Source organism: Aeromonas sp. MdU4 (assembly GCF_041929505.1).
GTDB lineage: Bacteria > Pseudomonadota > Gammaproteobacteria > Enterobacterales > Aeromonadaceae > Aeromonas.
The window spans coordinates 45,300-71,124 of record NZ_JBHFMW010000034.1 but is presented as its reverse complement, the minus strand read 5'-3'; the positions used below and the strand labels follow the sequence as shown (position 1 = coordinate 71,124).

The window sequence follows — 25,825 nt, the reverse complement described above, 5'->3', positions numbered from 1 at the left end:
TTTGAAATAGCACTTAAGTGTTTCAATATATTTCATTTCGCCATCTTGATAGCCATCCAATATTGACATTAATGTTATTTACACTGACTGTAATAATTTTTTTGCCGTGACCAGCCATTATCGCCAGATAATATCTGGTACGAGCCACGATTTGTGCAGCATGACAATAGGGATCATCGGCGGGGCGAAAATTGTGAGGAAGGTGATTCACGGTTTTGGCAAATCGGGATATGTTCACTACCTGTGTTTGAGTTTATGGAAGGCGGCTGTGGTGTTACCGCCCTTGATGGCTTGCCAATATGAACGCCTGCGCCGCATGTGGGTGAGCGGATGAGGCAACCCATGCTCCTATACTCCATCAATATCTCTATCTCGGGAGTGCCTGACGATGCGTCTACTGTCTCTCTGCTGGTTGTTGGCTGCGACTCCGGCGCTGGCGGCCCCGGTGCAGCTCAAGTTGCTGGAGTGGGGCTATCTGCCAGCAGGCTACGAGCAGCAGTTTGCCGACTATGCCAGAGCCAATGGCGTGGAGGCGACAGTCAGCCGGGTCGAGCCGCTGTTGACCGATTTCGATAGCGTCTACCGCGCCCTGCGCACGCGCAGTGCCGACGTGGTGATCCCGACCAGCTACTTCTACAAGGCGCATCATCAGCCGCTGTTCAAGCTGCTGCTGCCCATCGACTTCAGCCGCCTGCACCACTACGGCGAGGTGAAGCCCGCCCTCAAGAACACCGAGTATGACAAGCAGGGGGAGCGTAACTACTCGGTGCCCCTTACCATCGGCATGTTCAGTCTTGCCTATGACAGCAAGCAGGTGAGCGAGCCACCGACCAGTTGGCGGGTGCTGGCCGACAGCGCCGAGTCCGGGCAGTTTGCCGAATTTTGCGATCAATTCGAGCCGCTACTGTTTTCGGTGCTGCTCTCGCTGGGTAAATCGCCCGCCCTGTTTGCCAGTGGCGAGATGCTGGCCGACCAGAGCCTGCAGCAGGAGGTGGAACAGCAACTGACCCGGCGGCTGCAAGCCAGTCGCGGTTTCTGGTTCAATCAGACCAATCGCTGTGAAGATCTGCGTCAGCAGACCTATGCCACCACCTGGGGGCTGGAGCTGGTGGCGTGCAACGAGCAGAACCATCAGCAGTGGCGGATTGCCAGGGTACAGGAGGGGGCTATCTATGCTCTTGATGCGCTCTCCATCGCCCGTCATGTGGCGGATGATCCCGAGCGGCTCAAGGCGGCCTATCTGCTGCTCGACTTTCTGTTGAGCGCCCCGTTGCAGCGCCAGATGCTGGCGGGCATTCCCACCTTATCGGCCAGCAATATCGCCTCCCGTCCCCCGCTCAGCCCGCAGGAACAAGCGGTGCTACCGGATCGCCCGTTACCGGCATTTGATGAACGGCTGCTGGTTCCCGCATTGCCTGCCCATATCAAGAATCGCTACAAGCGGATGGTGCAACAGGCCATCAGCGCCAGCGGTAAGGAGTCGTTGAGCAAGCAGTGTCCCTGGGACCTTGCATTGTGATCCGGAGCAGCCAGCCGTCTATCCGGCGGCCGCTATTTTGCCGCTAAACGGGCGATGATCGGTCATCTTGCCTCCTGAAAAGTGCCCTTTATGCCCCCACCGCGTTTGATAAATAAGAACGCTAACGCGATTGGCGTTTACCCATATTAAACAACGCAGCGCTTGCCAGCGCACCGCTGGCACCCGGTTGCCCCTGTACAAAAGGGCGGCAAGTGTGACAACTTGGATCTGAGCTGAACAATCTTGAACTGTCGCTTGTGAGAAGGTTGTGAATCGGTTATTTCTCAGTGACATTGGAGGCGGCCAGCACGGGATCTCCAGCCATGTGGATGAAATCCACAGCAAAAACAATCAATAACATGCAGGAGCAAATATGAAAAAGGTCTTGATGGTTGCCATGGCGGCGACTCTTCTGGGTGGCTGCGCTGTAAAGAATCAGGTTTCCTATAGCTTGCAGTCACTACAAACCGTCCCCCTCAGCGCCTTCCAGCCGAGCGAGAGCAACCCCAACCAGCGGGTCTACAAGGAGCCCGGTGTTGATCTGCGCCAGTACAACGAGGTGATGCTCGATCCGCTCCAGTTTATCCGGCAGGAAAATGGCCAGTGGTATCTGCTGACAGCCAACGAACAGAACCAGATTGGCCGCTACTACCACGACAAATTCCAGAGCGAGCTGATCAAGCATGGCGTCAAGATCGCCACCGCCCCCGGCCCGAAGGTGATGCGGATCCAGGCCGCTGTCACCAACTTCGATCTGACTCGCCCCGACCCCAAACTGCGGGATCTGCTGCCAGCCAAGATCGCCATCAACGTCACCCGCGAAGTGATCGGCAAGGAGCCCTATCTGCTTAAAGTGGGCAGCATGGCCCAGTTGCTCGACTCCCAGAGCGGCAAGCTGCTGGTACGGGTGATGGATGCCCGCGAGACTCCGGATACCACCCACAAGGATTCGCCCATCACCGCCGAAGAGATGGAGAAGATGATCGACCAGTGGGCGGCCAACCGTGCCAAACAGCTGGCCGACAATCTTGGCAAGTAAGCTCGGCAAGTAAGCGCCGACAGTCGTATCACCAGGGGGGAGCCAGTGGCTCCCCCCTTTTGCTGTGCGACAGATTTGAAGATGGCTCGCAGCCCTCGCCAGCTGGGCGATTAGCCCGTTGCCGAGTCCACCGCCACACCATCTGCTCATCGATTTCTGCTTTTCTCCGCCGCATTCTGGCAGTTAGGATGACCCTTCCGTGACCTTCCCCTCATAGAAAAGGAACCACTATGACCCGTCACCCCAGCATCAAACACTGGCGCGAGTTGCAAGAACCGGAGCCGGGATGTTACCCCGGCAGTCAGGAGCAGATGTCCCTCGGCAGCGCACTGGGCAGGCACTTTGGCTTTAGCCGCATCGGCATTCATCACGAGCTGGTGGCCCCCGGCCACCGCACCAGCTGGCCCCACGCCGAGAAGACCGAAGACGAGTTCGTCCACGTACTGGAAGGGACGCCCGATGTCTGGCTCGATGGCGTGCTCCATCGCCTGCAACCGGGCGACTCGGTCGGCTTCAAGGCCGGTGACGGGCTGGCCCACACCTTTATCAACAACAGCGACCTGCCGGTGCGGCTGCTCTGCGTGGGGGATCGGGATCGCGCCGACAACCGCATCCACTACGCCCTGCACCCCGAGTACAACCGCCAGATCGGCGCGCGCCATTGGGACGACGTGCCCGAGCGCGAACTGGGCGAGCACGACGGCCTGCCCGACCAGCTGCGCGATAGCAACGGCCCGTTCTGAGCCCCCCTCACAGCATAAGGAATCACGATGAATCGCCACCCCTGCATCAAACACTGGAGCGAGCTGCAAGAGCAGACGCCGCGTTACTACTCCGGCAGTCAGGAGCCCCTTTCCCGCGGCTGCGCCCTCGGCAAGCACTTTGGCTTCAGCCGCATCGGTATCCACCACGAGATCGTCGAGCCCGGCCACCGCACCAGCTGGCCCCACGCCGAAAAGACCGAGGACGAGTTCGTCCACGTGCTGGAAGGGACGCCGGATGTCTGGCTCGATGGCGTGCTCTATCGGCTGCAACCGGGCGACTCGGTCGGCTTCAAGGCCGGTGACGGGCTGGCCCACGCCTTTATCAACAACACCGACGAGATCGTCCGCCTGCTCTGCATCGGCGATACCGACCGGGAGGACAACCGCATTCACTACGCCGTCCACCCCGAGCGCAATATCACCCTCGGCAAGCTGAACTGGGACGACGTGCCCGCGCGCGAGCTGGGCGATCACGACGGCCTGCCCGACAAGCTGCGCGAGAGTAACGGCCCCTTCTAGGGCGCAGCGCTTCTGCGCGCCAACCCTGCACAACCCGGCAATAAAAAAGCCTGCCGCTTGGCAGGCTGTTGCTATCTGTTCGCCCCGGGTGGGTAGCGCAGCGCTTATTGCATATTGAGCCCGCCCAGATAGTCGCGCTTGCCGAGATCGACCCCGGCACGGCGCAGCAGGGCGTAGGCCATGGTGAGGTGGAAGTAAAAGTTGGGAATGCCGTACTCATGGACGCAGGTATGGCCATCCATCCCCTTGCCACCCGCCCAGTGGGGCACGTAACGGCCGCTGGCATACTGGCTGTAGTCCGCGTCCAGCTTGCCTTGCAGATAGGTGATGGTCTTGCCGATATGGGCGCGCAGATCGGCGATGGTTTTGGGCTCATCGCCCATGGCCGGCAGTTCGCTGTGGCTGGCGGTGGCCACCACGGTGCGGGCCGAATCGCAGCAGATCAGCACCTGCTTGCTGAAGGGCAGCATATCGACGATCAGCCGATCGCCGAAGAAGTTATCCACGTTGAACTGCTTCGCCACGGCGTGGGCCTCGGCCTTGGCCAGACAGTGATCCAGATTGGTCAGCATCTTGATAAACTGGGCGGTAATGTCGCGATTCATGAGCACTCTCCATCTTGTTGAAACAGCGGCCCGTTTGCGCGGCCACAGTGAATGAGACTGGCTAATCGACCACCAATATACCCCAACCGCTGCCGGGTTCGAGCCCGTGGTGACAAAAAGGGCAGGGCAGCGCCATTGCGCGCGACAGCCGCTGGCCATGCTCACTTTTTCACCTCGCGAGTCCCTCTCTGCCCCTTTTTTGATCTGTGACATAAATCACCTTTTTTCAGAGGCGTAGGCTGATCCCGCTGCCCGGAGCACCCACCCGGGTACAAGAAAAGGAGAGTGTAATGAAGATCTATGACCGGAACCGAAATGTGCTGAACCAGGGTCAGCGCGTCATGATTGCCGCCACTGGCGCCGTCGACTTCCTGAAAGAGGCTCATACCGACAACATGACTCCCTATCAGGCGGAGCACGAGAAGTGCGTGCTGCTGGCAAACTCCGGGGAGCGCTACGCCCCCATCGAGTTGATTAGACTAGGCTGATCCCTTTCCCTGTCACCCTACTCTTTACAATTCACCCGGCCGCCGCGCCTGACGGCCGGGTTTCTGAGTTCCCCCTCCTGTTTTGCCCACTCCTTTATTGGATTAACGATCGTATCGAGCGGTGCGACCGCCTGCTGCCCGCTTGCCATTGCCCGCAGAGTCGCCGGTGTTACCCCCTCGCCCTGTGGGAGAGGGTCGGGGTGAGGGGATTGGCTGCTACCAACTGGCCGCCAATATCATCCACCCGTTAACTCATCCCCTCTAACCACCCTATGGATCGGCCAACCCCTTGTTGGTGCCTGTGATGGCAGCCCCGAGCCCTGAGTTGCAGCCAAAACGGTTGGTATAAATTTAATTTATAGGTTTTGCGAAAATGCCATCGTTTTGTCTTATACAGACAGGCGGTAGGCCACAAGCCTCCCGTTTGGCTGCCAGCAGGGCGCTGGAGGGCAATGGCCGATTTGGGGAGAGGGATGATAGCGGCCGAGTGAGCCATCCAAATGCTGAAAAATTGAGCCGGGTCACACCCCGCTCGATTTGAGCGATTGTCAGCCAGCGCAGGCCCATGCGAACCTTTAAACACATTTAACTCACTAAAAAATAACGACTATGTTCAGGCAAATCATGATGGGTGCCGCCCTGCTGTCGGCGGCGTTGCTCTCCGGTTGTGCTTCCGTGCCCATGGCCGATGCCACCGCAGACGCGCAGGCCAAGCAGTTTGTAGCGCCCAAGGATGCGGCCAACCTCTATATCTATCGCAATGAAACGTTCGGTGCGGCGATCAAGATGCCGTTGCTGGTGGATGGCTCTGCCGTAGGCGATACCGTGGCCCACAGTTATATCCTCAAGCAGGTGACGCCGGGCAGCCACACCATCACCTCCAAGTCGGAGAACGATGCCACCCTGGCCCTCAGCACCGAGGCGGGTAAAAACTACTACGTCTGGCAGGAGGTCAAGATGGGCCTGCTGATGGCCCGCTCCAAGCTGAGTCAGGTCAGTGAAGAGGAGGGTAAGCAAAGGGTGATGGAGAGCAAGTTGGTTAAGTAACTTTGGGCCATTTTTCATATTTCAGATGGAATAAGTTTTTATTATCAATGTATGTTTTTTGTGCGGATTTAGAACAAGGGAATACATATGGATATCAATCCAGAGTTAGTTAATTTAATTGCCAGTAATTTTCTTTCGATTGTAGTGTCTATATTGGTATTAGGTTGGATGGCAATTACCATAATTAAACATAGAAATATTAGGAATTTGTTTTTTTGGGAAAAAGTGATGGGGAGAAGACTGGAGTTTTCTGATGAAACCCTTCAGTCGGCTAGCAATGAACAAATAGAGCTAGAGCAAATAAGAATATTTCTCCCTGGGTTCAGATTTTCTAGTGTATATCATGCAAAGGCCATCATATCTTGGTGTAAGTCCAACAAGGTTGGTCATGATGAGATAAAAAACATAGACTCTTATCTTATACACGAAAATGATGCTGTTTTATTGAAGAAACCTTGTGCGGCAACTTATTTATTAGTTGTTGTTTTGGCATGTGCATTTTTGTTTTTATCACTTTTTTTACTTCACACAGCAATAAAAACAAAATTATCGAGCTCAATCTTATCAACAATTAAGGCTAATGGGGAATGGGTTTGGGTATATAAAGATAAAATTGAAGAGTTCACTTTGTTAAACAACCCTTGGTTTATATATAAAGATAAAGTTACAGATGGTGCAGAAGAAGTAATATCTGCAGATGTAATAAAGATTCTTCAAGCTGAATTAAATACGGATGATCTAAAAAACTATGTTGATGACTCAATAAACCAGAATATGTACATATATTTGGCTCTGTTTTTCTTGGTCAGTATATATACAGTTTCACTGGCAAGGTGGGTATTGTCTCTAGATAGAGCAACAAAATTATATAATCGTTTATCTGTTGATATTAGTAACTTTCAGAGTGGTGACACTATGGATGTTGAACCTGTAACGGAGGAAACATTGAACACTCAATATCGAAGTGACTAGCAATATTTATCTGCCACTTTATGTCGGCCCGTGGATAGGCCGTTGGAGAGGGTGTTAGTAAGAGACCAACTATCCTTAGTAAAAATGTGAATCCGAGATATAAATGTAATATGGGGTTGATTAGCTGAGCGCTAGTCATCGATCTAGTTGAAATCTCGAATACGCTTCGCTATTTAATTTTTTAGTCTTATGTTAGAGTTATTCATAAAGTGTATTCATACATACTGATTTAATTGTGAAGGTTTTTATTTTATGACAACAGTGATTGTATCTGATACTGGTGCGGCATGTGACTCTCTTTGGACTTTTGATGATGGTGTTCATACAGTGTCTGATATAAATAAATATCTTTTTGTATCAGGTTATGTTATTGAAGATTATAAACCTGATCCGTTTATTGTATTTTATAGTGGAACATATAATCAGATAGTCCTTCACCAAGCTTTAATGCTCGAGTTAATAGATCCTGAAGGTTACATGAGTATTGCTAAGTGGCTTTCATCTAAAGGTGAAAGCCGACTGCAATATATTAAAATAGATATAAATGATTGGCGGGTAGATATATATAACACTGATAGCAAAAATGGAGTTCATTATGCTGGCTCAGGTGGTCAGCTTGCTGCTAATCACTATCCTAGTTGTTATGATGTTAAATCATGTGTCGAATTCGCAATAATTAACGACAGCTTTTCAGGGCCAGAAGTAAGTTTGTTTAATAAAGGAGGAGCGCGTCAAGATAATATATTTGAATTATCTAGTCATATGTACGATACTTTATACAATAAGACAAATGGTTTGATGCAAGATTATAGGGGAGATATCGACATGTCAAATCAGATAAAACAAACTGCGCCAGATGGAAAAGAAATAGATCATGATACATTGGAGGCGGCAATATCTCGAGATATAAATAACATGAAAAAAAATCAAAACGTGTCTACATTATGGATAAGCATTAAAAATGCTAAGAAAAAGGAAAACATAATCAAGAGAAAGAAAAAAATAACCGCATAATATAACTTATTGAAATCGCCATTGGTTCGAATGGCGAAGCGTATTTAATGCTGCCTTGATAACAGAGATAAAAACCAACCCAGCCTAAGCCGGGTTGATTGCATCAAAAGGCAGGAAAAATCAAAGCGCTTCCAATCTGGCATACGCCGTCACCAGCCACTTGGCGCCGACGTCGTCGAACTGGATCTGCACCCGGCTCTGCTGGCCGACCCCTTCGAAGTTGAGCACGATCCCTTCCCCGAATTTCGGATGGAGCACCCGCTGGCCGAGCTTGATGCCGCTGGCGTCGAAACGCTGCTGCACCTCGTTCTGGCTAAAGCGGCCGTACTGGGTGGGGCGGCTGACCTGAGTGCGCAGCCGGATCTCCTCCAGACACTCGGCGGGCATTTCGCGGATAAAGCGGCTCGGCTTGTGGAACATCTCGCGGCCGTATATGCGGCGGCTCTCGGCATAACAGATGTAGAGCTTCTCCATGGCGCGGGTCATGCCGACGTAACAGAGGCGGCGTTCCTCTTCCAGCCGGCCCGACTCCTCGGTGGATTGCTGGCTGGGGAACATGCCTTCTTCGACGCCGACCAGCAGCACTAGCGGGAACTCCAAGCCCTTGGCGCTGTGCAGGGTCATCAGCTGCACCGCATCGGCATACTCGTCTGCCTGATTCTCACCGGACTCCAGCGCCGCGTGGGCGAGGAAGGCGGAGAGATCGCTCATATCTTCCAGCTCGTCCGGGCGCTGGTATTGGCGGCAGGCGGTGACCAGTTCGTCCAGGTTCTCTACCCGCGCCTGGGATTTCTCGCCTTTTTCCGCCAGATACATCGCCTTGAGGCCGGAGTTCTGGATGGCGATATCCGCCTGTTGGTGCAGCGGCAGCATGGCGACCTGCTCCTCCAGCGCGTCGATCAGCTCGACAAAGCCGCGCACCGCATTACCGGCGCGACCGGTCAGCACCTTGTCGTTGAGCAGGGCCTTGGCCGATTGCCACAGGTTGAGCCCCTGATCGCGGGCGTTGCCGCGCAGGATCTCGAGGGTGCGATCGCCGATGCCGCGGGTCGGGGTGTTGACCACCCGCTCGAAGCTGGCGTCGTCGCCACGGTTGTTGATAAGACGCAGGTAGGCCATGGCGTCTTTGATCTCTTGCCGCTCGAAGAAGCGCAGGCCGCCGTAGATGCGGTAGGGCATGGCATCCTGCATCAGCGCCTCTTCCAGCACCCGCGACTGGGCGTTGGAGCGATAGAGGATGGCGCAGTCGGCCAAGAGGCCGCCCTTTTCCTTCCAATCCTTGAGACGGCCGACCACGAAGCGCGCTTCGTCCACCTCGTTGAAGGCGGCGTAGAGCGAAATCGGGTCGCCCTCGGCCCCTTCGGTCCACAGCTCCTTGCCAAGGCGTTCGGCGTTGTTGGCGATGACGCTGTTGGCCGCTTTGAGGATATTGGCGGTGGAGCGGTAGTTCTGCTCGAGGCGGATGGTCTCGGCGCCCTGATAGTCGGTCAGGAAGCGCTGGATGTTCTCAATCTTGGCGCCGCGCCAGCCGTAGATGGACTGGTCATCGTCGCCGACGATCATCACCTTGCCGCTGTTGCCCGCCAGCATCCGCAGCCAAGCGTACTGGATGCCGTTGGTATCCTGGAACTCGTCCACCAGGATGTTCTGGAAGCGGTCGCGGTAGTGCTCGAGGATGTGGGGTTTGTTGAGCCACAGCTCGTGGGCGCGCAGCAGCAGTTCGGCAAAGTCCACCAGACCGGAGCGATCGCAGGTCTCCTGATAGGTCTTGTAGATCTGCTGATAGGTGCGGGTGACGGGATCGCCATAGAGGTCGATGTCGCCGGGGCGCAGCCCCTCGTCCTTCTTGCCGTTGATGTAGCTCATCACGGCGCGCGGGGCCCAGTGCTTCTCGTCGAGGTTGAGCGCCTTGATAACGCGGCGAATGAGGCGGTACTGGTCGTCGGAGTCGAGGATCTGGAAATCCTGCGGCAAGCCCGCATCCAGATGGTGGGCCCGCAGCAGGCGGTGGGCGATACCGTGGAAGGTGCCGATCCACATGCCGCGTACGCCGTCGCCGATCACTTTTTCGACCCGGCCACGCATCTCGGCCGCTGCCTTGTTGGTAAAGGTGACCGCGATGATGGAGAAGGGTGAACAGCGTTCCACCTGCATCAGCCAGGCAATGCGGTGCACCAGCACCCGGGTCTTGCCCGAACCGGCACCGGCCAGCACCAGCAGATTGCTACGGGGCGCCGCAACGGCATCTCTTTGCTTGTCGTTGAGCCCGTCGAGCAGGGTTGAAACGTCCATCACCACTCCTGTTTATTTATACAGGCTGGGATTATACGGCCATCCCATCGTCAGACCAAATCCAAACTCGGGAGAGGGGGGCGTGTGCCAGTACAGGCGTTAATTAAGGGCGCCGTTTGGGTGTGATTAAATTGGTAACAAAGCACCGCAAATATTCACATCTTTCGCGAGAGATCATTTTGTGAGCAGGCTCACGACTCGAGGCGGTGAATAATTATTGATCGTTGCAAACGATTTACTCCAACTCATTGAATTTCAAGGTTAAATCCCATCCGGATCTGGTGATGTCTAATGTTTGATTATAAAAAGATGATATGAAACAATTATTTATGAGCATTTTTGCTTAAAATTCAAACCGTTAACGCAAACGTTTTTCTTTCATCGTCTGCTTGACCCACTTTGACGCTGACTTAGAGTAATCCAGCGTGCTAGATCGCCTGCTTCGGCAGGCAAGCAATTCCCTCACTTAATAACAATCAAGGATACGATCGTGACTAAAGTGTTCAAATTGGCCTCCGTGGCCGCTATTACTTTTGCCGCTCTCTCCGCACAAGCTGCCTCCACTCCTGTTCCTGGCGTGGTGTATGACACTGCCGGCAAGTATGACAAGTCCTTCGGCGAAGGCGTGTTCCGCGATGGCGTCGAAAAGTACAACAAAGACAAAGGGATCAAGGTCAAAGAGTTTGAGCCCCAGAACGAAGCCCAGCGTGAGCAGGGTCTGCGCCGTCTGGCCAGCCGTGGCAACCAGCCGATCGTCGGGGTTGGTTTCAACATGGCCTCTGCCATCGATAAAGTGGCGGCCGAATTCCCGAAAGTGCAGTTCGCCATCATCGATGCGGTGGTCGACAAGCCGAACGTGCAATCCCTGATCTTTAAAGATCATGAAGGTTCCTTCCTGGTCGGTGCGCTGGCTGCCATGGCTACCAAGACCGGCAAGGTCGGTTTCGTGGGCGGTATGGATGTGCCGTTGATCCGTAACTTTGCTTGCGGCTACGAGCAGGGCGCCAAGTACGCCAATCCGAAGATCGAAGTGTTCCAGAACATGATCGGCTCCACCCCGGCGGCGTTTGCTGACCCGGCGAAAGGTGGTGAGCTGACCAAGGCCCAGTTCTCCAAGGGCGCAGACGTGGTCTATGCTGCAGCTGGTGGCTCAGGTCTCGGGGTTTATCAGGCAGCGAAAGATGGTGGCAAGCTGGCCATCGGTGTTGACTCCAACCAGAACTACCTCTATCCGGGCACCATGCTGACTTCCATGGTCAAGGCGGTCGGTCGTGCTTCCTATGTTACTTGGGAAGAGAGCGCCAACGGCACCTGGAAAGGTGGCGTGAAGAGCCTGGGTCTGGCGGACGGCGGTGTTGACTGGGCACTGGACCAGTACAACGAGAAGCTGATTACCCCGGAGATGAAAGCCAAGATGGATACCATCAAGGCCGACATCATCGCAGGCAAGATCAAGGTGCATGACTACACCTCTAACGACACCTGCAAATATTAATCAGTCTATTGCTACGACTCTCAACGCTTGACCGGCCCGTGTACGGGCCGGTTTTTAGTCTTATTTCATGACACGCAGGGCTGCATCATGGACCAGACAGATCACTATGCCATCGAATTAAGAGGTATCGATAAGCGGTTTGGCAGTGTACATGCCAACAAGCTGATTGACCTCAAGGTTCGGAAAGGCAGCATTCACGGCATCGTTGGTGAAAACGGCGCCGGTAAATCCACCCTGATGAGCATCATCTATGGTTTCTACCATGCCGACAGTGGCGAGATGTTTATCGACGGGCAACCTTTTAACCCTCATGGCTCACAAGATGCGATTGCCGCAGGCATCGGCATGGTGCACCAGCATTTTATGCTGGTTAATAACTTTACCGTTTTGGAGAACGTCATTCTCGGTGCCGAGAATGGCTGGCATTTGAACCAGAGCGTGGCGGCGGCGGAAAAGCTGCTGGGCGAGCTGGCGCGGGACTATGGTCTCGAAGTGCCGCTGCACGAAAAAATTGAAGATCTACCGGTCGGTCTGCAGCAGCGGGTCGAAATCCTCAAGGCGCTCTATCGTGGCGCCCGCATTCTTATCCTCGACGAGCCGACCGGGGTGTTGACCCCGCAAGAGGCGGATCACCTGTTCAAGGTGCTGGGTATGCTGCGGGATCAGGGGGCGACCATCATCCTCATCACCCACAAGCTGCGCGAGATCCTGGCCATCACGGATCAGGTCTCCATCATGCGCCGTGGCGAGATGGTGGAGCACGTCGCTACCAAGGATACCAACAAGGATCAGCTGGCCGAGTTGATGGTGGGCCGCAAGGTGCGCCTCAAGGTCGACAAGGGGCCGAGTCAGCCAGGCGAGGTGAAGCTGAAGGTCGAGGGGCTCAGCTACTTCGACAGCAACAAGGTCGAGCGGGTCAAGTCGGCCAGCTTCGAGGTGCGTGCCGGTGAAATCGTCGGGATTGCCGGGGTGTCCGGTAACGGCCAGTCCGAGCTGCTCAGTCTGCTTGGCGGCATTATCAAGCCGAGCAAGGGGAGCTTCACCATCAATAGCCGCAGCGGCGTATATCTGGTGAGCCCCGAGCAGGCGGCTGATCCCGAGATGGTGCGCAACTTCGGTCTCGGCCATGTGCCGGAAGATCGCCACAAGATGGGGCTGATCAACCGCTTTGCCGCCAAAGAGGCCTTTATTCTGGGCTATCAGAGCCGCCCGCAATACAACAAGGGGTGGCTGCAGAACAAGCAGGCGATCGAGCAGGATTGTCAGGCCAAGATGGAGAAGTGGGACGTGCGCCCGCCTCATCCCGATCACAAGACGGCCAACTTCTCGGGCGGTAACCAGCAGAAGCTGGTGTTGGCCCGCGAGGTGGAGCAGGACCCGGATGTGCTGTTGGTTGGTCAGCCAACCCGTGGTGTCGATATCGGGGCTATCGAGTATATCCATAAGCAGATCATCGCCATGCGTGACCACGGCAAAGCCGTGTTGCTGGTCTCGGTCGAGCTGGACGAGATCATGACACTCGCGGATCGGATCCTGGTTATGGCCGAGGGACGCATCGTTGGTGAGCTGGATGGTGCCAAGGCTGATGAACGTACCTTGGGCTTGATGATGGCCAATATCGTTCCTGATGAAGTGGCTGCCACTCAGCCACAAGGAGCGACGTCATGAGTGTTACATTAATTCGCTGCCAAACGGGTTTGATGATGGACGCTAACATCGTTCCTGACGAAATTGTTGAGGGGGCCCACTGATGAGCCAAGAACGTATTCCAGCCTGGATCTCCGTGGGCGTGGTCTCTGCGGCGAATATCCTGTTGGCCTTCCTGGTGTCGGCCATTCTCTTCTACTACCTCGACATCAATCCGGTCGATGCCGCCAAGATCATGTGGTCTGGTGCCTTCGAAACCGGTGAGGGGATTGGTTATACCCTCTACTACGCAACCGGCTTTATCTTCACCGGTCTGTCGGTAGCGGTCGCTTTCCATGCCGGGTTGTTCAACATCGGTGGTGAAGGTCAGGCCTATATCGGTGGTCTGGGGGTGGGTCTGGTCTGTCTGCTGCTCGGCGATGTACTGCCGTTTGCCCTGCTGTTGCCGCTCTCCATCATCGCTGGTGGTCTGTTCGGTGCGGCCTGGGCCTTTATTCCGGCCTGGCTGCAAGCCAAGCGCGGCAGTCACATCGTTATCACCACCATCATGTCCAACTTCATCGCCGCCTCCTTGATGGCCTATCTGCTGGTGGAGGTGTTAAAGCCATCCAGCCAGATGTCTGCCGAGACCAAGGTGTTTGCCGAGGCGAGCTGGTTGCCCAAGATGAGTGCGTTTTTCGGTGGCTTCGGGGTCGACATCCCCACCAGTCCGCTCAATATCAGCTTCTTCTGGGCGCTGATCTGTGCGGCGCTGGTATGGATCTTTATCTGGCACACCCGCTGGGGTTACCAGATCCGGGCGGTCGGGGCCAGTCAGAGTGCGTCCGCTTATGCCGGTATCTCCTACCCCAAGGTGGTGATCCTGGCCATGGTCATCTCCGGTATGTTGTCGGGCTTCTTCGCCCTCAACGCGCTGCAGGGTGAACTGCACCAGATCAAGCTCAACTTCGTTGAGGGGTTTGGGGTGACCGGGATTGCGGTGGCGCTGATGGGGCGCAACCACCCGATCGGGGTCATTCTTGCCAGCCTGTTGTTCGGTTTCCTCTATCAGGGCGGGGCTGAGCTCAGCTTCGAATATGGGGTCGACCGCAACATAGTGGTGGTGCTGCAGGGTCTGGTGATCCTGTTCTGCGGGGCGCTTGAGCACATGATGCGTCCGCGCATCGAGCAGCTCTATCTGGCCTTTGCCAACCGCTCAACCGCACAAGCCAAAGGAGCCTGATCATGTATGAACTTCTGATACAGATGCTGGATTCGACCATTCGGACCGCTCCCCCGTTGATCCTGGCTGCCATTGCAGGGATGTTCTGCGAACGCTCCGGCGTTATCAACATCGCTCTGGAGGGGATCCTGCTGGTGGCGGCATTTGCCAGTGCGGCGGTAGCGGCCGTTACCGGTTCTGCCTGGCTGGGGCTGTGTGCCGGGGTGCTGGTCTCGATCCTGTTCGTGTTGACCCATGGCTTTGCCACCATTACCCACCGCGGTGATCAGGTGGTGAGCGGTATGGCCATCAACATTCTGGCGGCCGGTCTGACCGCGACCCTGGGTCGTTACTGGTTCGATATGGGCGGCAAGACCCCGACTCTTTCCGGTGATGCCCGCTTTGCGCCGATCGATTTCCCGTATGCCAAAGAGCTCTACGATGTGCCGGTGATCGGCCAGTTCTACAGCGAACTGCTGAGCGGTCACTCCATACTGGAGTATGCCGCCTTTGCTTGCGTGCCGTTGGCCTGGTGGGTGCTGTTCCGTACCCGTTTCGGTCTGCGGCTGCGGGCGGTGGGTGAGGCGCCGGGTGCGGTCGATACCGCCGGTATTTCGGTTATCCGCATGCGTTATACCGCACTGCTGATTGCCGGTATATTGGGGGGGATTGGCGGTACCTATCTGGCGGTTGCCCAGACCGCCCAGTTCGTTCCCAACATGAGTGCGGGCAAGGGGTATATGGCGCTGGCGGCACTGGTGTTCGGCAAGTGGCGTCCGTGGAATGCGATGGCGGCCTGTCTGCTGTTTGCCTTCCTTGATGCGGTGGCGATCCGTCTGCAAGGCGTCAGCATTGGCAGCTTTGCCATTCCGGTGCAGGCCATCGAGGCGCTGCCTTATGTTCTGACCATCTTCCTGCTGGCGGGCTTTATCGGTCGTGCGGTGGCGCCCAAAGCGCTCGGTACGCCCTATACCAAGGAGAGGGAGTAGCACTCCCGACCACTCTGATAACGACAGGCCCACTTCGGTGGGCTTGTTTTTTATGGGCGGAGAGTGTGTTGCTTCACTCTCAAGAGCTGTCACGCCCGGTGTCTCGGCAGTGTGGTGAGGGATTAGTGCTCGTACGGTTGGTAATGAATTATTTCAAATGCCTCTTTTGTAATGATTAGTTACAGATATTGGCTCGACCACATTTGTGGGTGACCTTTAAGCTATTCGTTTAATTAATCGCCCCTTTTTCCTGAGGGCTCGATGGCGAAGGAATAACAACAACGATGAAAACACGCAATAAAACCCTTCTGGCCCTTGCCAGCACAGTCGTCCTGCTCTCTGGTTGTGGTGGCGGCGGTGGAGATAGTGGCAGCAGCAGCGCCCCGGAAACCAAAACCACGCCAGTAGTACATATCCAGCCGATTGGTGCGCCTGTCATTCGTTTATCCTACTTGCCCGAAGACGGGGGAGTTTATAGCGCCAACTTGCTACAGATAGATCCAGGTCATAAGGCTCAAGTAATGATGGATCGCCCGAATGGGTTGGCGTTGATTTATCCCAAAAATGGGGTAGAGCAGCGTTGGATTTTGTCGATGAAAGGAACGTCTAATACCCAGTGGGCAGGTTGGATGGGCCAAAAAAGAGAGGTCGGTAAAATTCCTCCGGTGGTTGTCATCCGCACAACGGATGGCAAGGATGACAAAAGGGGTTTCGATAGAGGCCGCGGAATTGTACGTCCAGCTTACCCAGTCATTGATTTGCAAGGTAATGAGTCAGCTCGTCTGGCGCTCAATTTGACCACAACGAGTAAATTGCCTAATGGCGCTGATACTCCTTTGTATCCAGGCTGGGCGGGATTTGTTGCGCTGACCCCGATTAAATCAGCTACAGGTGAGCTGGTGGCCGGAGCCTGGCAGCAGAATGATGCTGCCGGTAAGGAGTTTGCCTTCGTGAATACTGCCAATAATGGTGGAGAGTTGACGGTGGATATCGCGCTTCCAGTGGCTAATTGTCATCTGGAAGGGAAAGGGGTGGCCAGTAAGGGTCTGAGCAAGCTGGATGTTACCGGTTTTGGCGACAAGTGCGATTTCAAGCAATCGTCAGATCTGAACCAGATTGAAAACAGTTGGATGGCAGCGCTGGCCAAGGTGGGTAAAGACCAAAGCGTCACTGCATATGTGACAACCTATACCTCGGCGGCAAACCAAGAGCAGCTGGTTATCGGGTTCCCCGAGCTCGATGGGCTGTTGATCACTGCTGATAAACAGTAAAGCTGTGAGTGGTAGTATTGCGATACGGAAGAAGGGAGCCAACGGCTCCCTTCTTGTTTTCAACGGATTGTTTACAGCAAAAACAGGGTCGCCAGCCCGAGGAAGATAAAGAAGCCGCCGGTGTCGGTGATGGCGGTGATCATCACGCTGGCGCCCACTGCCGGGTCGCGGCCGAGGCGGGTCATGGTCATGGGGATGATGACCCCCATCAGGGCCGCTACCAGCAGGTTGAGCATCATGGCCAGGGTCATCACGGCGCCGAGGGCCGCATCCTGATAGAGCAGGTAGGTGGCAATGCCCATGGTGCCGCCCCACACCAGCCCGTTGATAAAGGCCACCCCGAGTTCCCGCAGCAGCAGGAAGGAGAGGTTGCCCGCCTGAATGTGCTGCAGCGCCAGCGCCCGCACTATCATGGTGATGGTCTGGTTGCCGGTGTTGCCGCCGATCCCCGCGACGATGGGCATCAGCGCTGCCAGCGCCACCAGCTGGGAGATGGTGTGCTCGAACATGCCGATCACCCGCGAGGCGACAAAGGCGGTGCATAGGTTCAACGCCAGCCAGGCCCAGCGGGTCTTGACCGCCTTGGAGACAGGGGCGAACACGTCTTCATCCTCACTGATACCCCCCATCCGCCGCAGGTCGGTATCACTCTCCTCGTAGACCACATCCACGATCTCTTCGATGGTGATGCGGCCTATCAGTTTGCCCTTGCCATCCACTACGGCGGCGGAGAGCAGGTCATCCCGCTCGAAGGTACGGGCGGCCGCCTCGTCGTTATCCTCTGGATCGAAGGTGACCGGGTCCCGCTCCATCACATCGCTCACCAGGGTGGCGGGTTTATGCAGCAGCACTGTGGTGAGGGCCAGCTCCCCTTGCAGTTGATTGCGTCGGTCGATGACGAACAGCTTGTCGGTGTTGGCGGGGATCTTGCCGCGCAGGCGCAGATAGCGCTGCACCGTGGCCAGACTCACCTCCGGGCGGATGGTGATGATCTCGAAATCCATCATGGCGCCGACGGTGTGTTTGCCGTAGCGGATCACCTCCCGTACCCGATCCCGCTCAGCGGGGGCCATGGAGGTGAGCAGCCGCCCCATCAGGTTGCGCGGCAGGTATTGGCCCAGATAGATCTGGTCGTCGATATCCAGGGTGCGCAGGGCGTGCAGCAACTCTTTGTCGCTCATGCCGCTGATCAGGCTCTCCCATACGGTTTCCGAGGCTTCGACCAGCACCTGGCCCCGCTTCTCCTCCTGTACCAGCTGCCACAGGGCGTGGCGCTCATCGGGCGGCAGCGACTCCAGCGCATCGGCGATATCGGCGGCGGGCAGGCCGTTGACCAGCGAGATGATTTCGCTGGTCTGGTCCAGCTGTCCGGCGTCCGGGGTCGCCAGCGGGTCGATCAGGCTGTCGGTGAGGGCGTCATCGCGCAGCAGCAGGGTGAGAATGCGGGATCTGTCTTCCGCGCGCTGCCTGGCGCTGTTCTTGATGGGAAGAGACATGGGATGAATTCCTGAGAGGGTAGCCAAGGGCTCAATGCCCATAGGATACCAGACTTAAAACAACTGGTTATGACGCTGAGCAGAGTAAAAACCGGCGCCCCCTTCGTTGGCTGGTGGTTGGGGGCACCGGATACTTGTTAATTAACCCGGAACCGGGGCGGTTCAGGCGATATGGCGGCGGAACATGGCGAGCGCCAGCGACAGGGTGACGGCGGCGATGGCGAGCAGCGGCCAGAGCAGGGGCCAGGCGGCCGACCAGTCGAACCCCTTGAGGAAGACCCCCTTGAGCAGCACGATGAAGTGGGTGAGGGGGTCGATGGCCGCCAGCCACTGGAACACCTGCGGCATGTTCTCCACCGGCGAGATGTAGCCCGAGAGGATCACCGCCGGTACGGTGAAGGAGAAGACCCCGAGAAACGCCTGCTGCTGGGTCGAGCAGAACGACGAGATGAAGAGCCCGATCCCGGCCAGTGCCAGCCCGTAGCAGACCATGCCCGCCATCAGCAGGCTGAGGCTGCCGGCAAAGGGGAGGTGAAAGACAAAACGGGCGGCCAGCGCGACTATGCACCCTTGTCCCACCGCCACCATGATGCCGGGCACCGCCTTGCCCGCCATGATCCAGCCTGCGGTGAGGGGGGAGACCAGCAGCTGATCGAAGGTGCCCTCTTCCCGCTCCCGCGCGACCGAGAGGGCGGTGACGATCAGACAGCCGGTGGTGGTGATGATGGCCACCAGCGCCGGCAGGATATGCCAGTGGAACTCGACGTTGGGGTTGTAGAGGTTGCGTACCGCCAGCTCGGGTTGCCCCTTGCCCTCACTTTGCCAGCGGGCGATCACCTGACTGATGTAACCCGCCGCCACCTGACCGCCGTTGGAGCGGCGTCCATCGATAATCAGCTGCACCTTGGCCGGTTCGCCCCGCGCCAGCCGACGCGAGAAATCGCCCGGAATAATCAGCCCGAGCAGCGCCTGCTGCCCGGTGATGGCCTCGGTCATGCCCGCCTCGCCTTGCACCGGGATGATGGTGGTGAAGGCGGGCATATGGGTGAGGCGCTCCAGCAGCTCGCGGCTCTGGGCACCGCCATCCTGGTTGTAGATGGCCAGCGTGTTGCCGGTCACCTCCAGAGTGGCGGCGAACGGGAAGAGGGCGGTTTGCAGCAGCACCGGCATGATGAGCAGAAAGCGCCCCTGAGTATTGCCCATCAGGGCCTGCAGCTCTTTTCGGATCAGCCACCAGAGTCGGATCAGCATGGGTTACTCCAGAGTGCGCCGCGTCTTGCGGGCGGTCAGGGCCAGCCAGAAACCCGCCAGCAGCAGCAGACAGAAACCGTTGACCAGCAGGATCGAGAAGACGCTGCCCGCCTGATAGAGGGTCTGCAGCGAGCTTGCGAAGTAACGGGCTGGAATGAGGTGGGTGATGGCCCGCAGCAGCGGCGGCATGCTGGCGATCTCGAACACAAAGCCTGACAGCATCACCGCGGGCAGAAAGGCGGCGATCAGCGCTGCCTGCGCGGCGTTGAACTGGCTGCGCATCACGGTGGAGAGAAACAGCCCGAGCCCGAGGGCGCTGCCGAGAAAGACGCTGGTGACCAGAAAGAGCAGCAGCAGGGAGCCGCGCCACGGCACTGCCATCACCGCCACCGAGAAGAGCAGGCAGAGCAGCATGGCAATGATGCCAAGGCCATAGTAGGGCAGCAGTTTGGAGAGCAGCAGCTCCCCCTTGGTGACCGGGGTGGCGAGCAGCGCCTCCATGGTGCCGCGCTCCCACTCCCGCGCCACCACCAGCGAGGTGAGCAGGGCGCCTATGATGGTCATCACCACCGCAATGGAGCCCGGCACCAGAAAGTTGCGGCTCACCAGCGCCGGGTTGAACCAGGCGCGGCTCTCTATCGACACCGGCATGGTGACCCCCTCGCCAGCGAGCCACCCCTGCCAGATCCCCTGCACATAGTTGGTGACGAAGTTGGCGGTGTTGGGCTCGGAGCCATCGGTCAGCAGCAGCGCCTGCGGCGTGCCATTGCCCTGACCGGCCATGGCGCGGGAGAAGCCGTCGTCGATCACCAGCAGGCCGCGGATCTCGCCACGGGCCAGACTGGCGAGCAGGGACTCCTTGCTCGGGCCGCTGTGGATCTCCAGCGCAGTAGAGCCGCGCAGGGCCTGCTCCAGCCGCACCGCCGGGGCGCCGCTGTCGGTGCGCCAGATGCCGAGGCGCAGGTGGTCCACATCCAGATTGATGGCGTAACCCATCACCACCAGCAGCACCACCGGCATGATGAAGGCGATGAGAATGCTGCTCGGGTCACGGACGATTTGCAGCGTCTCCTTGCGGCAGAGGGCCAGCAGTCGCCGACGGTTGATGCTCATGCGTCCTCCTCGCTGGCCCGCTCGACCAGGGTGATAAAGGCCTCTTCCATTGTTGGCAAAGAACAGGTCGGCAAGGAGCCGGTTGGCAAAGAGGTCGCCGCCTCTTGGGCGGCCAGCCCCTTGAGATCGTCCGGGGTGCCGAGCGCCAGCAGCTTGCCGCGATAGATGAGGGCGATGCGGTCGCAATATTCCGCCTCATCCATAAAGTGGGTAGTGACCAGCACGGTGACTCCGTGGTCGGCCAGCGCGTTGATGTGCGACCAGAACTCGCGCCGGGTCACCGGATCGACCCCGGAGGTGGGCTCGTCGAGAAACAGCAGCGGCGGCTCGTGCAGCAGGGCGCTGGCCAGCGATAAGCGTTGGCGCAGGCCGAGCGGCAGGGATTCCGCCTTCTGATCAAGCCAGGGGGCGAGGGCAAAGGCAGTCACCATGGCGTCGATCCGCGTCTGCTGGTGGCGGCCGAACAGGCCGTAGATACCGGCGAAGAAGGAGAGGTTCTGCGCCACGGTGAGCTGCTTGTAGAGGGAGAACTTCTGCGCCATGTAGCCGAGACGCTGGCGCGCCGCCGAGGGGCTGTGGGCCAGATCGATGCCGGTCACCAGCGCCTGTCCCTCGCTCGGGCGCAGCAGGCCGCACTCCATCTTGAAGGTGGTGGACTTGCCCGCCCCGTTGGGGCCGAGCAGGCCGAAGATCTCGCCGCGGCGCACCGCAAAGCTGACATCATCGGTGGCGGCAAAATCGCCGAAGCGCTTGGTGAGGTGGCGCGCCTCGATCACCGCCTCGGGGGAGACCCCCTGTGGCAGTTCGGCTTCCCGCATCCCGGCCGCCAGACTCGACTCCCCACCGGGGCCGCCGCCGAGCAGGTCGATAAAGGCATCCTCCAGCCGGGGTTGGGCCGGTTGAAAGGCGCCGTTAGCCAGCTGCAGCTCCGGGAGCGGCGGGGGTGTCATGCCCGGGTGCAGCAGCAGGCGAACCCGCTCCCCCGCTACCGCGCCATCCATCACCGCTGGGTGAGCCAGCGCCCGGCGCAGCAGAGCGCGCCGCTCGCGGCCATCCAGTTGCCCCGCCTCCAGCAGCCAGCAGCGGCTGGCCATGGCTCCCATCAGATCGGCTGGCGTGCCGCTGGTGCGCACCTCGCCATCCGCCATCAGCAGCACGTGGTCGCACAGCTCCGCCTCATCGAGATAGGCGGTACTCCAGAGCACCGTCATCCCCCCTTTTGCCAGCTCGCGCACCATCTGCCAGAGGGCGCGGCGAGAGATGGGATCGACCCCGACCCCGGGTTCGTCGAGCAGCAGCACATCCGGGGTGCCGAGCAGGGCGCAGGCCAGCCCGAGTTTCTGCTTCATCCCGCCAGAGAGCTTGCCCGCCGGTCGTGCGGTGAAGCGGGCAAGATCGGTGAAGGCGAGCAGCCGCGCGAAGGTGGGCGTGCGTTCGGGCTCCAGTACGCCGCGCAAGTCAGCGTAGAGGGTGAGGTTCTCCAGCACGCTGAGATCCTCGTAGAGGCCGAACTGCTGGGGCATGTAGCCGAGGCGCTGACGCAGCAGATCCCCCTCGCTCACCGGATCCAGCCCCAGCACCCGGATGGTGCCCGCTTCGGGGATCAGCAGACCGGCCAGCAGGCGCAGCAGAGTGCTCTTTCCCGCGCCGTCGGGGCCGACCAGCCCGGTGATGCCACCGGTCGGAATGGCGGTCGAGATGGCGTTGAGGGCGACCCGCTCGCCAAAGCGTTTGGTGAGCCCCTCAAGATAGATTGCGCTGCTCATGGCGCCAGCCTGACGGTGACCGGCATCCCTTGGCGCAGGGCCGGGTCGGGATCCTGCACCACGATGCGCAGCCGGTAGACGAGGTGAGTGCGCAGGTCCGGCGTCTCCACCGATTTCGGGGTGAACTCGGCGGTCGGCGAGACAAAGCCCACCACCCCGTGATAGGGCTGATCCGGCCGCGAGTCGGTGGTGAGGGTCACCTTGGCGCCGCTCGGGAAGTGGCCGAGCCAGGGCTCCTCCACATAGGCGCGCACCCAGACCGGCGCGGTCAGGGAGAGGTTGAAGGCGGTCGCTCCGCTCTGCACCATGCTGCCATTCTCGACGGCGCGGCTGATGATGATGCCGTCGCTGGGGGCGGTCAGGTTGGCATCCGCCAACGCCAGTTCGGCGCTGGCGAGCGCCGCTTTGGCGCCTTCCAGTTGGGCATCGGACTGGGCTATCTCTTCCGGGCGATAGCCGGTTTCGAGCTGGGCGAGCTGTTCGCGGGCGGAGCGTACCTGCGCCTGGGTCTGATCTCGCTGGGAGCGGGCGGTATCGAGCTGACCGCGGGAGATGGCGCCGGTGGCTGCCAATGCGCTCTGGCGGCGCCACTGCTGGTCTGCCTCCAGCGCAGCGGCCTCGGCGGCGGCCAGTGCGGCCCGGGCGCGGTCGGTCTCTTCGCTGCGATAGCCTTTGTGGATCAAGGCGTTGGCGGCAGTGAGCGCAGCCAGATTGGCGCGGGCGCTGTCGCGGCTGTGGGTGAGGGGAACCGGATCGAGGCGGGCCAGCAGTTGACCCGCTTTCACGCTATCGCCCTCATCGACCAGCATCTGATCGACGCGGCCGCCGACCCGAAAGGCCAGATTGACGTCGCGAATATCGACATTACCGTAGAGGATGGAGCCGTCGGCCGGGCGCCCCTGCCACCAGAGGTAGCCACCGATAACGGTCAGCAGCAGGGCCACGATTGCAATGCGTTGCTTCATAGCACTTCTCCTTGAGGATGGCTCTGCAACCAGAGGTAACCACTGAGAACGGCCAGCAGCAGAGCTGCCATCGCGATGCGTTGTTTCATGCCGCTTCTCCTTCCTTCATGTCGATGGGGCGCAGGCCGCGCAAGGCCCATACCAGCCGTTGTCTGGCGGCCTCGGGGCTGTCTATCTGGCTGAGAAAGGGGGCTGCCTGTTCGGGCAGCCAGCCGAGCTGGCGACCGCTGCCAGCGATCACCAACGGCAGGCCGACCGAGCCCATGATGAAGATCATCAGCTGGAGGGGGTGACCCGCGACCAGCGACCCTTCCGCCTGTGCCATCCGTACCTGCTCGATCAGCAGCAGAGGGTGGCGGCGCGGCAGGCTGAGCAGAAAGCGCTGGGCCGCCCCTTCGCCAGCCAGCGCATCGCCAAACAGGTGGTTGATAAAGCCGCGCTGGCGCGCCACCAGCCCGATCAGCGCCTCCATGGTGGCCTCGAACATGGCGATGGCAGAGGGGTAGGAGCCTTTGGCTGCTACCGCCTTGAGCTCGTCATAGAGGGGGGCGTACCAGAGCTCGACCAGCTCGTCGATAAAGGCGTCGCGGTTGCCGAAGTGGTAGACGAAGGAGCCGAGGTTCACCTCGGCCGCCGCCGCCAGCTCGCGCACCGTCAGGCCGCGCAGCCCCTTCTCGGTGGCGATAACGAGGCCGGTATCGAGCAGTTTCTGCCGGGTTGGATTCATCTTTCGAGTTCCTGTTGCACAGATTTCGATCTGATTTATACATATGTATAAATCAACCGCACAGAAGTAGACAGATCTTTTTTTGAGCAAATTTCAGCAGAGATGAAAAACGGCGGGCGTTCGAAAGAGATGGTTTGAAAACGTCTTTGGATTAAATGGGTTGTCGCAGATGAGGAGTCGATTGGGGTGAGATTAATGAGGTAGGGGAGAAATAAAAAACGCCTCCACAGGGGAGGCGCTTTGAATCGTGACGGCTGGACGCGCTTACAGAATAAAGCGGCTCAGATCCTCGTCTTCAATCAGCTTGCCGAGGTGGGCGTTGACGTAGTCAGTGTCGATGACAAAGGTCTCGCCGGACTTCTCGGAGGCATCGTAGGAGATATCTTCCATCAGGCGCTCCATCACGGTGTGCAGACGACGGGCACCGATGTTCTCGGTACGCTCGTTGACCTGCCAGGCCGCTTCGGCCAGACGGCGGATACCATCCTTGGTGAACTCGATGTTGACCCCTTCGGTGGCCATCAGCGCCTTGTACTGATCGGTCAGGGAGGCGTTCGGTTCGGTCAGGATCCGCTCGAAGTCATCTGTGGTCAGCGCGGTCAGCTCGACCCGGATCGGCAGACGGCCCTGCAGCTCGGGGATGAGATCTGACGGCTTGGCGATCTGGAAGGCGCCGGAGGCGACAAACAGGATGTGGTCGGTCTTGACCATGCCGTGCTTGGTGTTGACGGTGCAACCTTCAACCAGTGGCAGCAGGTCGCGCTGTACCCCTTCACGGGAGACATCGGGGCCCGAGCTCTCGCCACGTTTACAGATCTTGTCGATCTCGTCGAGGAAGACGATGCCGTTGTTTTCGACTGCAGCGATCGCTTTCTGCTTCAGCTCTTCCGGATTGACCAGACGGGCCGCTTCCTCTTCGATCAGCGCCTTCATGGCCTCTTTGACCTTGATCTTGCGCTTCTTCTTCTGGTTCTGGCCCAGGTTCTGGAACAGCCCCTGCAGCTGGTTAGCCATCTCTTCCATGCCCGGCGGGGTCATGATTTCGACGCCCATCGGGGAGGCGGAGAGCTCCAGCTCGATCTCTTTCTCATCCAGCTGACCTTCCCGCAGTTTCTTGCGGAAGATCTGGCGGGTGTTGGAGTTGTCGGCCTTCTCTTCCTCACCCCAGGTATTGCGCGGGTTGGGCAGCAGGGCGTCGAGGATGCGCTCTTCAGCGGCTTCCTCGGCGCGGTATTTCATCTTCTCCATCTCGGTTTCGCGCACCAGCTTGATGGCGGCATCGGTCAGATCGCGGATGATGCTGTCCACTTCCTTGCCGACATAGCCCACTTCGGTGAACTTGGTCGCTTCCACCTTGATGAAGGGGGCGTTGGCCAGTTTGGCCAGACGACGGGCGATCTCGGTTTTACCGACACCGGTCGGGCCGATCATCAGGATGTTTTTCGGGGTCACTTCATGGCGCATCTCTTCGTTGAGTTGCATCCGGCGCCAGCGGTTGCGCAGGGCAACGGCAACGGCGCGCTTGGCATCGGCCTGACCAATGATGTGACGATCCAGCTCGTGGACGATTTCTCTCGGGGTCATCTCGGACATGATGGCATTCCTGTATCCGGGGCGGGCCGCACCCACCCCTTGGAAAATGGGT

22 protein-coding genes are annotated in these 25,825 nt (G+C 58.2%); 13 read left to right on the top strand and 9 right to left on the bottom strand.

Going from position 1 to position 25,825, the window contains the following annotated elements:
• Positions 1–388 precede the first annotated feature (388 nt).
• The 4 genes from ACE1BR_RS20495 (at position 389) to ACE1BR_RS20480 (ending at position 3,841) form a co-directional block, all read left to right on the top strand.
• Positions 389–1,519: a spermidine/putrescine ABC transporter substrate-binding protein gene (locus tag ACE1BR_RS20495; protein ID WP_374873536.1), complete on the top strand. Its 1,131-nt coding sequence runs from the start codon at positions 389–391 to the stop codon at positions 1,517–1,519.
• A 373-nt stretch (positions 1,520–1,892) separates the two neighbouring features.
• Positions 1,893–2,558 (top strand): DUF3313 domain-containing protein, encoded by a 666-nt coding sequence (locus ACE1BR_RS20490; RefSeq protein WP_374873535.1) that lies wholly within the window; start codon positions 1,893–1,895, stop codon positions 2,556–2,558.
• A 230-nt stretch (positions 2,559–2,788) separates the two neighbouring features.
• The gene (locus tag ACE1BR_RS20485) at positions 2,789–3,301 is read left to right on the top strand and encodes a cupin domain-containing protein (protein ID WP_374873533.1); all 513 of its coding nucleotides are present in this window, start codon (positions 2,789–2,791) and stop codon (positions 3,299–3,301) included.
• Positions 3,302–3,328: 27 nt separating this feature from the next.
• Positions 3,329–3,841, top strand: coding sequence for a cupin domain-containing protein (locus ACE1BR_RS20480; RefSeq protein WP_100644778.1), 513 nt, complete (start codon positions 3,329–3,331; stop codon positions 3,839–3,841).
• Positions 3,842–3,945: 104 nt separating this feature from the next.
• On the opposite strand, the gene ACE1BR_RS20475 is transcribed toward ACE1BR_RS20480, so the two are convergent.
• Entirely contained in the window at positions 3,946–4,446 is a 501-nt protein-coding gene (locus ACE1BR_RS20475) for a DUF1993 domain-containing protein (RefSeq protein WP_374873530.1), read from the bottom strand.
• Between the two features lie 290 nt (positions 4,447–4,736).
• On the opposite strand from ACE1BR_RS20475, the gene ydfZ reads away from it, so the two are divergent.
• The 4 genes from ydfZ (at position 4,737) to ACE1BR_RS20455 (ending at position 7,967) form a co-directional block, all read left to right on the top strand.
• Positions 4,737–4,934: a putative selenium delivery protein YdfZ gene (gene ydfZ / locus ACE1BR_RS20470; RefSeq protein ID WP_005357022.1), complete on the top strand. Its 198-nt coding sequence runs from the start codon at positions 4,737–4,739 to the stop codon at positions 4,932–4,934.
• A gap of 609 nt (positions 4,935–5,543) precedes the next feature.
• Complete coding sequence (locus ACE1BR_RS20465; protein WP_374873529.1) at positions 5,544–5,981, top strand: DUF2846 domain-containing protein; 438 nt, start codon at positions 5,544–5,546, stop codon at positions 5,979–5,981.
• A gap of 87 nt (positions 5,982–6,068) precedes the next feature.
• Complete coding sequence (locus tag ACE1BR_RS20460; RefSeq protein WP_374873528.1) at positions 6,069–6,953, top strand: DUF6216 family protein; 885 nt, start codon at positions 6,069–6,071, stop codon at positions 6,951–6,953.
• Positions 6,954–7,205: 252 nt separating this feature from the next.
• The gene (locus ACE1BR_RS20455; protein ID WP_374873526.1) at positions 7,206–7,967 is read left to right on the top strand and encodes a hypothetical protein; all 762 of its coding nucleotides are present in this window, start codon (positions 7,206–7,208) and stop codon (positions 7,965–7,967) included.
• A gap of 120 nt (positions 7,968–8,087) precedes the next feature.
• On the opposite strand, the gene uvrD is transcribed toward ACE1BR_RS20455, so the two are convergent.
• Positions 8,088–10,259 carry a DNA helicase II gene (gene uvrD / locus ACE1BR_RS20450; protein ID WP_374873524.1) on the bottom strand — a complete coding sequence of 724 codons (2,172 nt, stop codon included), beginning with the start codon at positions 10,257–10,259 and terminating at the stop codon, positions 8,088–8,090.
• Between the two features lie 490 nt (positions 10,260–10,749).
• Here uvrD and ACE1BR_RS20445 point away from each other — a divergent pair, with 490 nt between their 5' ends.
• From ACE1BR_RS20445 to ACE1BR_RS20425, 5 genes are all read left to right on the top strand, one after another.
• On the top strand, positions 10,750–11,754 hold the full coding sequence (locus tag ACE1BR_RS20445) for a BMP family protein (RefSeq protein ID WP_374873522.1): 1,005 nt from the start codon (positions 10,750–10,752) through the stop codon (positions 11,752–11,754).
• 87 nt (positions 11,755–11,841) lie between these two features.
• Positions 11,842–13,422, top strand: a complete 1,581-nt coding sequence (locus tag ACE1BR_RS20440; RefSeq protein WP_374873520.1) for an ABC transporter ATP-binding protein — start codon at positions 11,842–11,844, stop codon at positions 13,420–13,422.
• 82 nt (positions 13,423–13,504) lie between these two features.
• Positions 13,505–14,623, top strand: coding sequence for an ABC transporter permease (locus tag ACE1BR_RS20435; RefSeq protein WP_374873518.1), 1,119 nt, complete (start codon positions 13,505–13,507; stop codon positions 14,621–14,623).
• A 2-nt stretch (positions 14,624–14,625) separates the two neighbouring features.
• Complete coding sequence (locus ACE1BR_RS20430) at positions 14,626–15,591, top strand: ABC transporter permease (RefSeq protein ID WP_374873516.1); 966 nt, start codon at positions 14,626–14,628, stop codon at positions 15,589–15,591.
• Between the two features lie 284 nt (positions 15,592–15,875).
• Complete coding sequence (locus ACE1BR_RS20425) at positions 15,876–16,862, top strand: hypothetical protein (protein ID WP_374873514.1); 987 nt, start codon at positions 15,876–15,878, stop codon at positions 16,860–16,862.
• 71 nt (positions 16,863–16,933) lie between these two features.
• On the opposite strand, the gene mgtE is transcribed toward ACE1BR_RS20425, so the two are convergent.
• From mgtE to hslU, 7 genes are all read right to left on the bottom strand, one after another.
• Positions 16,934–18,358, bottom strand: a complete 1,425-nt coding sequence (gene mgtE, locus ACE1BR_RS20420) for a magnesium transporter (protein WP_374873512.1) — start codon at positions 18,356–18,358, stop codon at positions 16,934–16,936.
• Between the two features lie 162 nt (positions 18,359–18,520).
• Positions 18,521–19,609, bottom strand: a complete 1,089-nt coding sequence (locus tag ACE1BR_RS20415) for an ABC transporter permease (RefSeq protein WP_374873510.1) — start codon at positions 19,607–19,609, stop codon at positions 18,521–18,523.
• A 3-nt stretch (positions 19,610–19,612) separates the two neighbouring features.
• On the bottom strand, positions 19,613–20,722 hold the full coding sequence (locus tag ACE1BR_RS20410; protein WP_374873508.1) for an ABC transporter permease: 1,110 nt from the start codon (positions 20,720–20,722) through the stop codon (positions 19,613–19,615).
• Positions 20,719–22,488 carry an ATP-binding cassette domain-containing protein gene (locus tag ACE1BR_RS20405; protein WP_374873506.1) on the bottom strand — a complete coding sequence of 590 codons (1,770 nt, stop codon included), beginning with the start codon at positions 22,486–22,488 and terminating at the stop codon, positions 20,719–20,721. Before ACE1BR_RS20405 ends, ACE1BR_RS20410 begins: the two co-directional genes overlap by 4 nt.
• Positions 22,485–23,453: a secretion protein HlyD gene (hlyD, locus tag ACE1BR_RS20400; protein ID WP_374873504.1), complete on the bottom strand. Its 969-nt coding sequence runs from the start codon at positions 23,451–23,453 to the stop codon at positions 22,485–22,487. The genes ACE1BR_RS20405 and hlyD overlap by 4 nt, the downstream gene beginning before the upstream one ends.
• Positions 23,454–23,538: 85 nt before the next feature.
• Complete coding sequence (locus ACE1BR_RS20395; RefSeq protein ID WP_374873503.1) at positions 23,539–24,180, bottom strand: TetR/AcrR family transcriptional regulator; 642 nt, start codon at positions 24,178–24,180, stop codon at positions 23,539–23,541.
• Between the two features lie 264 nt (positions 24,181–24,444).
• Positions 24,445–25,773: an HslU--HslV peptidase ATPase subunit gene (hslU, locus tag ACE1BR_RS20390; RefSeq protein ID WP_102989843.1), complete on the bottom strand. Its 1,329-nt coding sequence runs from the start codon at positions 25,771–25,773 to the stop codon at positions 24,445–24,447.
• Between the last annotated feature and the right edge of the window lie 52 nt (positions 25,774–25,825).

What these genes read in the sequence shown, in the direction of transcription:
- ACE1BR_RS20495 (WP_374873536.1), top strand. Translation starts at nt 389, where the DNA reads ATGCGTCTACTGTCTCTCTGCTGGTTGTTGGCTGCGACTCCGGCGCTG.
- ACE1BR_RS20455 (WP_374873526.1), top strand. Translation starts at nt 7,206, where the DNA reads ATGACAACAGTGATTGTATCTGATACTGGTGCGGCATGTGACTCTCTT.
- ACE1BR_RS20410 (WP_374873508.1), bottom strand. Translation starts at nt 20,722, where the DNA reads ATGAGCATCAACCGTCGGCGACTGCTGGCCCTCTGCCGCAAGGAGACG.
- ACE1BR_RS20475 (WP_374873530.1), bottom strand. Translation starts at nt 4,446, where the DNA reads ATGAATCGCGACATTACCGCCCAGTTTATCAAGATGCTGACCAATCTG.
- ACE1BR_RS20485 (WP_374873533.1), top strand. Translation starts at nt 2,789, where the DNA reads ATGACCCGTCACCCCAGCATCAAACACTGGCGCGAGTTGCAAGAACCG.
- ACE1BR_RS20460 (WP_374873528.1), top strand. Translation starts at nt 6,069, where the DNA reads ATGGATATCAATCCAGAGTTAGTTAATTTAATTGCCAGTAATTTTCTT.
- ACE1BR_RS20490 (WP_374873535.1), top strand. Translation starts at nt 1,893, where the DNA reads ATGAAAAAGGTCTTGATGGTTGCCATGGCGGCGACTCTTCTGGGTGGC.
- ACE1BR_RS20425 (WP_374873514.1), top strand. Translation starts at nt 15,876, where the DNA reads ATGAAAACACGCAATAAAACCCTTCTGGCCCTTGCCAGCACAGTCGTC.
- hslU (WP_102989843.1), bottom strand. Translation starts at nt 25,773, where the DNA reads ATGTCCGAGATGACCCCGAGAGAAATCGTCCACGAGCTGGATCGTCAC.
- ACE1BR_RS20405 (WP_374873506.1), bottom strand. Translation starts at nt 22,488, where the DNA reads ATGAGCAGCGCAATCTATCTTGAGGGGCTCACCAAACGCTTTGGCGAG.
- ACE1BR_RS20395 (WP_374873503.1), bottom strand. Translation starts at nt 24,180, where the DNA reads ATGAATCCAACCCGGCAGAAACTGCTCGATACCGGCCTCGTTATCGCC.
- ACE1BR_RS20415 (WP_374873510.1), bottom strand. Translation starts at nt 19,609, where the DNA reads ATGCTGATCCGACTCTGGTGGCTGATCCGAAAAGAGCTGCAGGCCCTG.
- uvrD (WP_374873524.1), bottom strand. Translation starts at nt 10,259, where the DNA reads ATGGACGTTTCAACCCTGCTCGACGGGCTCAACGACAAGCAAAGAGAT.
- hlyD (WP_374873504.1), bottom strand. Translation starts at nt 23,453, where the DNA reads ATGAAGCAACGCATTGCAATCGTGGCCCTGCTGCTGACCGTTATCGGT.
- ACE1BR_RS20435 (WP_374873518.1), top strand. Translation starts at nt 13,505, where the DNA reads ATGAGCCAAGAACGTATTCCAGCCTGGATCTCCGTGGGCGTGGTCTCT.
- ACE1BR_RS20430 (WP_374873516.1), top strand. Translation starts at nt 14,626, where the DNA reads ATGTATGAACTTCTGATACAGATGCTGGATTCGACCATTCGGACCGCT.
- ACE1BR_RS20480 (WP_100644778.1), top strand. Translation starts at nt 3,329, where the DNA reads ATGAATCGCCACCCCTGCATCAAACACTGGAGCGAGCTGCAAGAGCAG.
- ACE1BR_RS20440 (WP_374873520.1), top strand. Translation starts at nt 11,842, where the DNA reads ATGGACCAGACAGATCACTATGCCATCGAATTAAGAGGTATCGATAAG.
- ydfZ (WP_005357022.1), top strand. Translation starts at nt 4,737, where the DNA reads ATGAAGATCTATGACCGGAACCGAAATGTGCTGAACCAGGGTCAGCGC.
- ACE1BR_RS20465 (WP_374873529.1), top strand. Translation starts at nt 5,544, where the DNA reads ATGTTCAGGCAAATCATGATGGGTGCCGCCCTGCTGTCGGCGGCGTTG.
- mgtE (WP_374873512.1), bottom strand. Translation starts at nt 18,358, where the DNA reads ATGTCTCTTCCCATCAAGAACAGCGCCAGGCAGCGCGCGGAAGACAGA.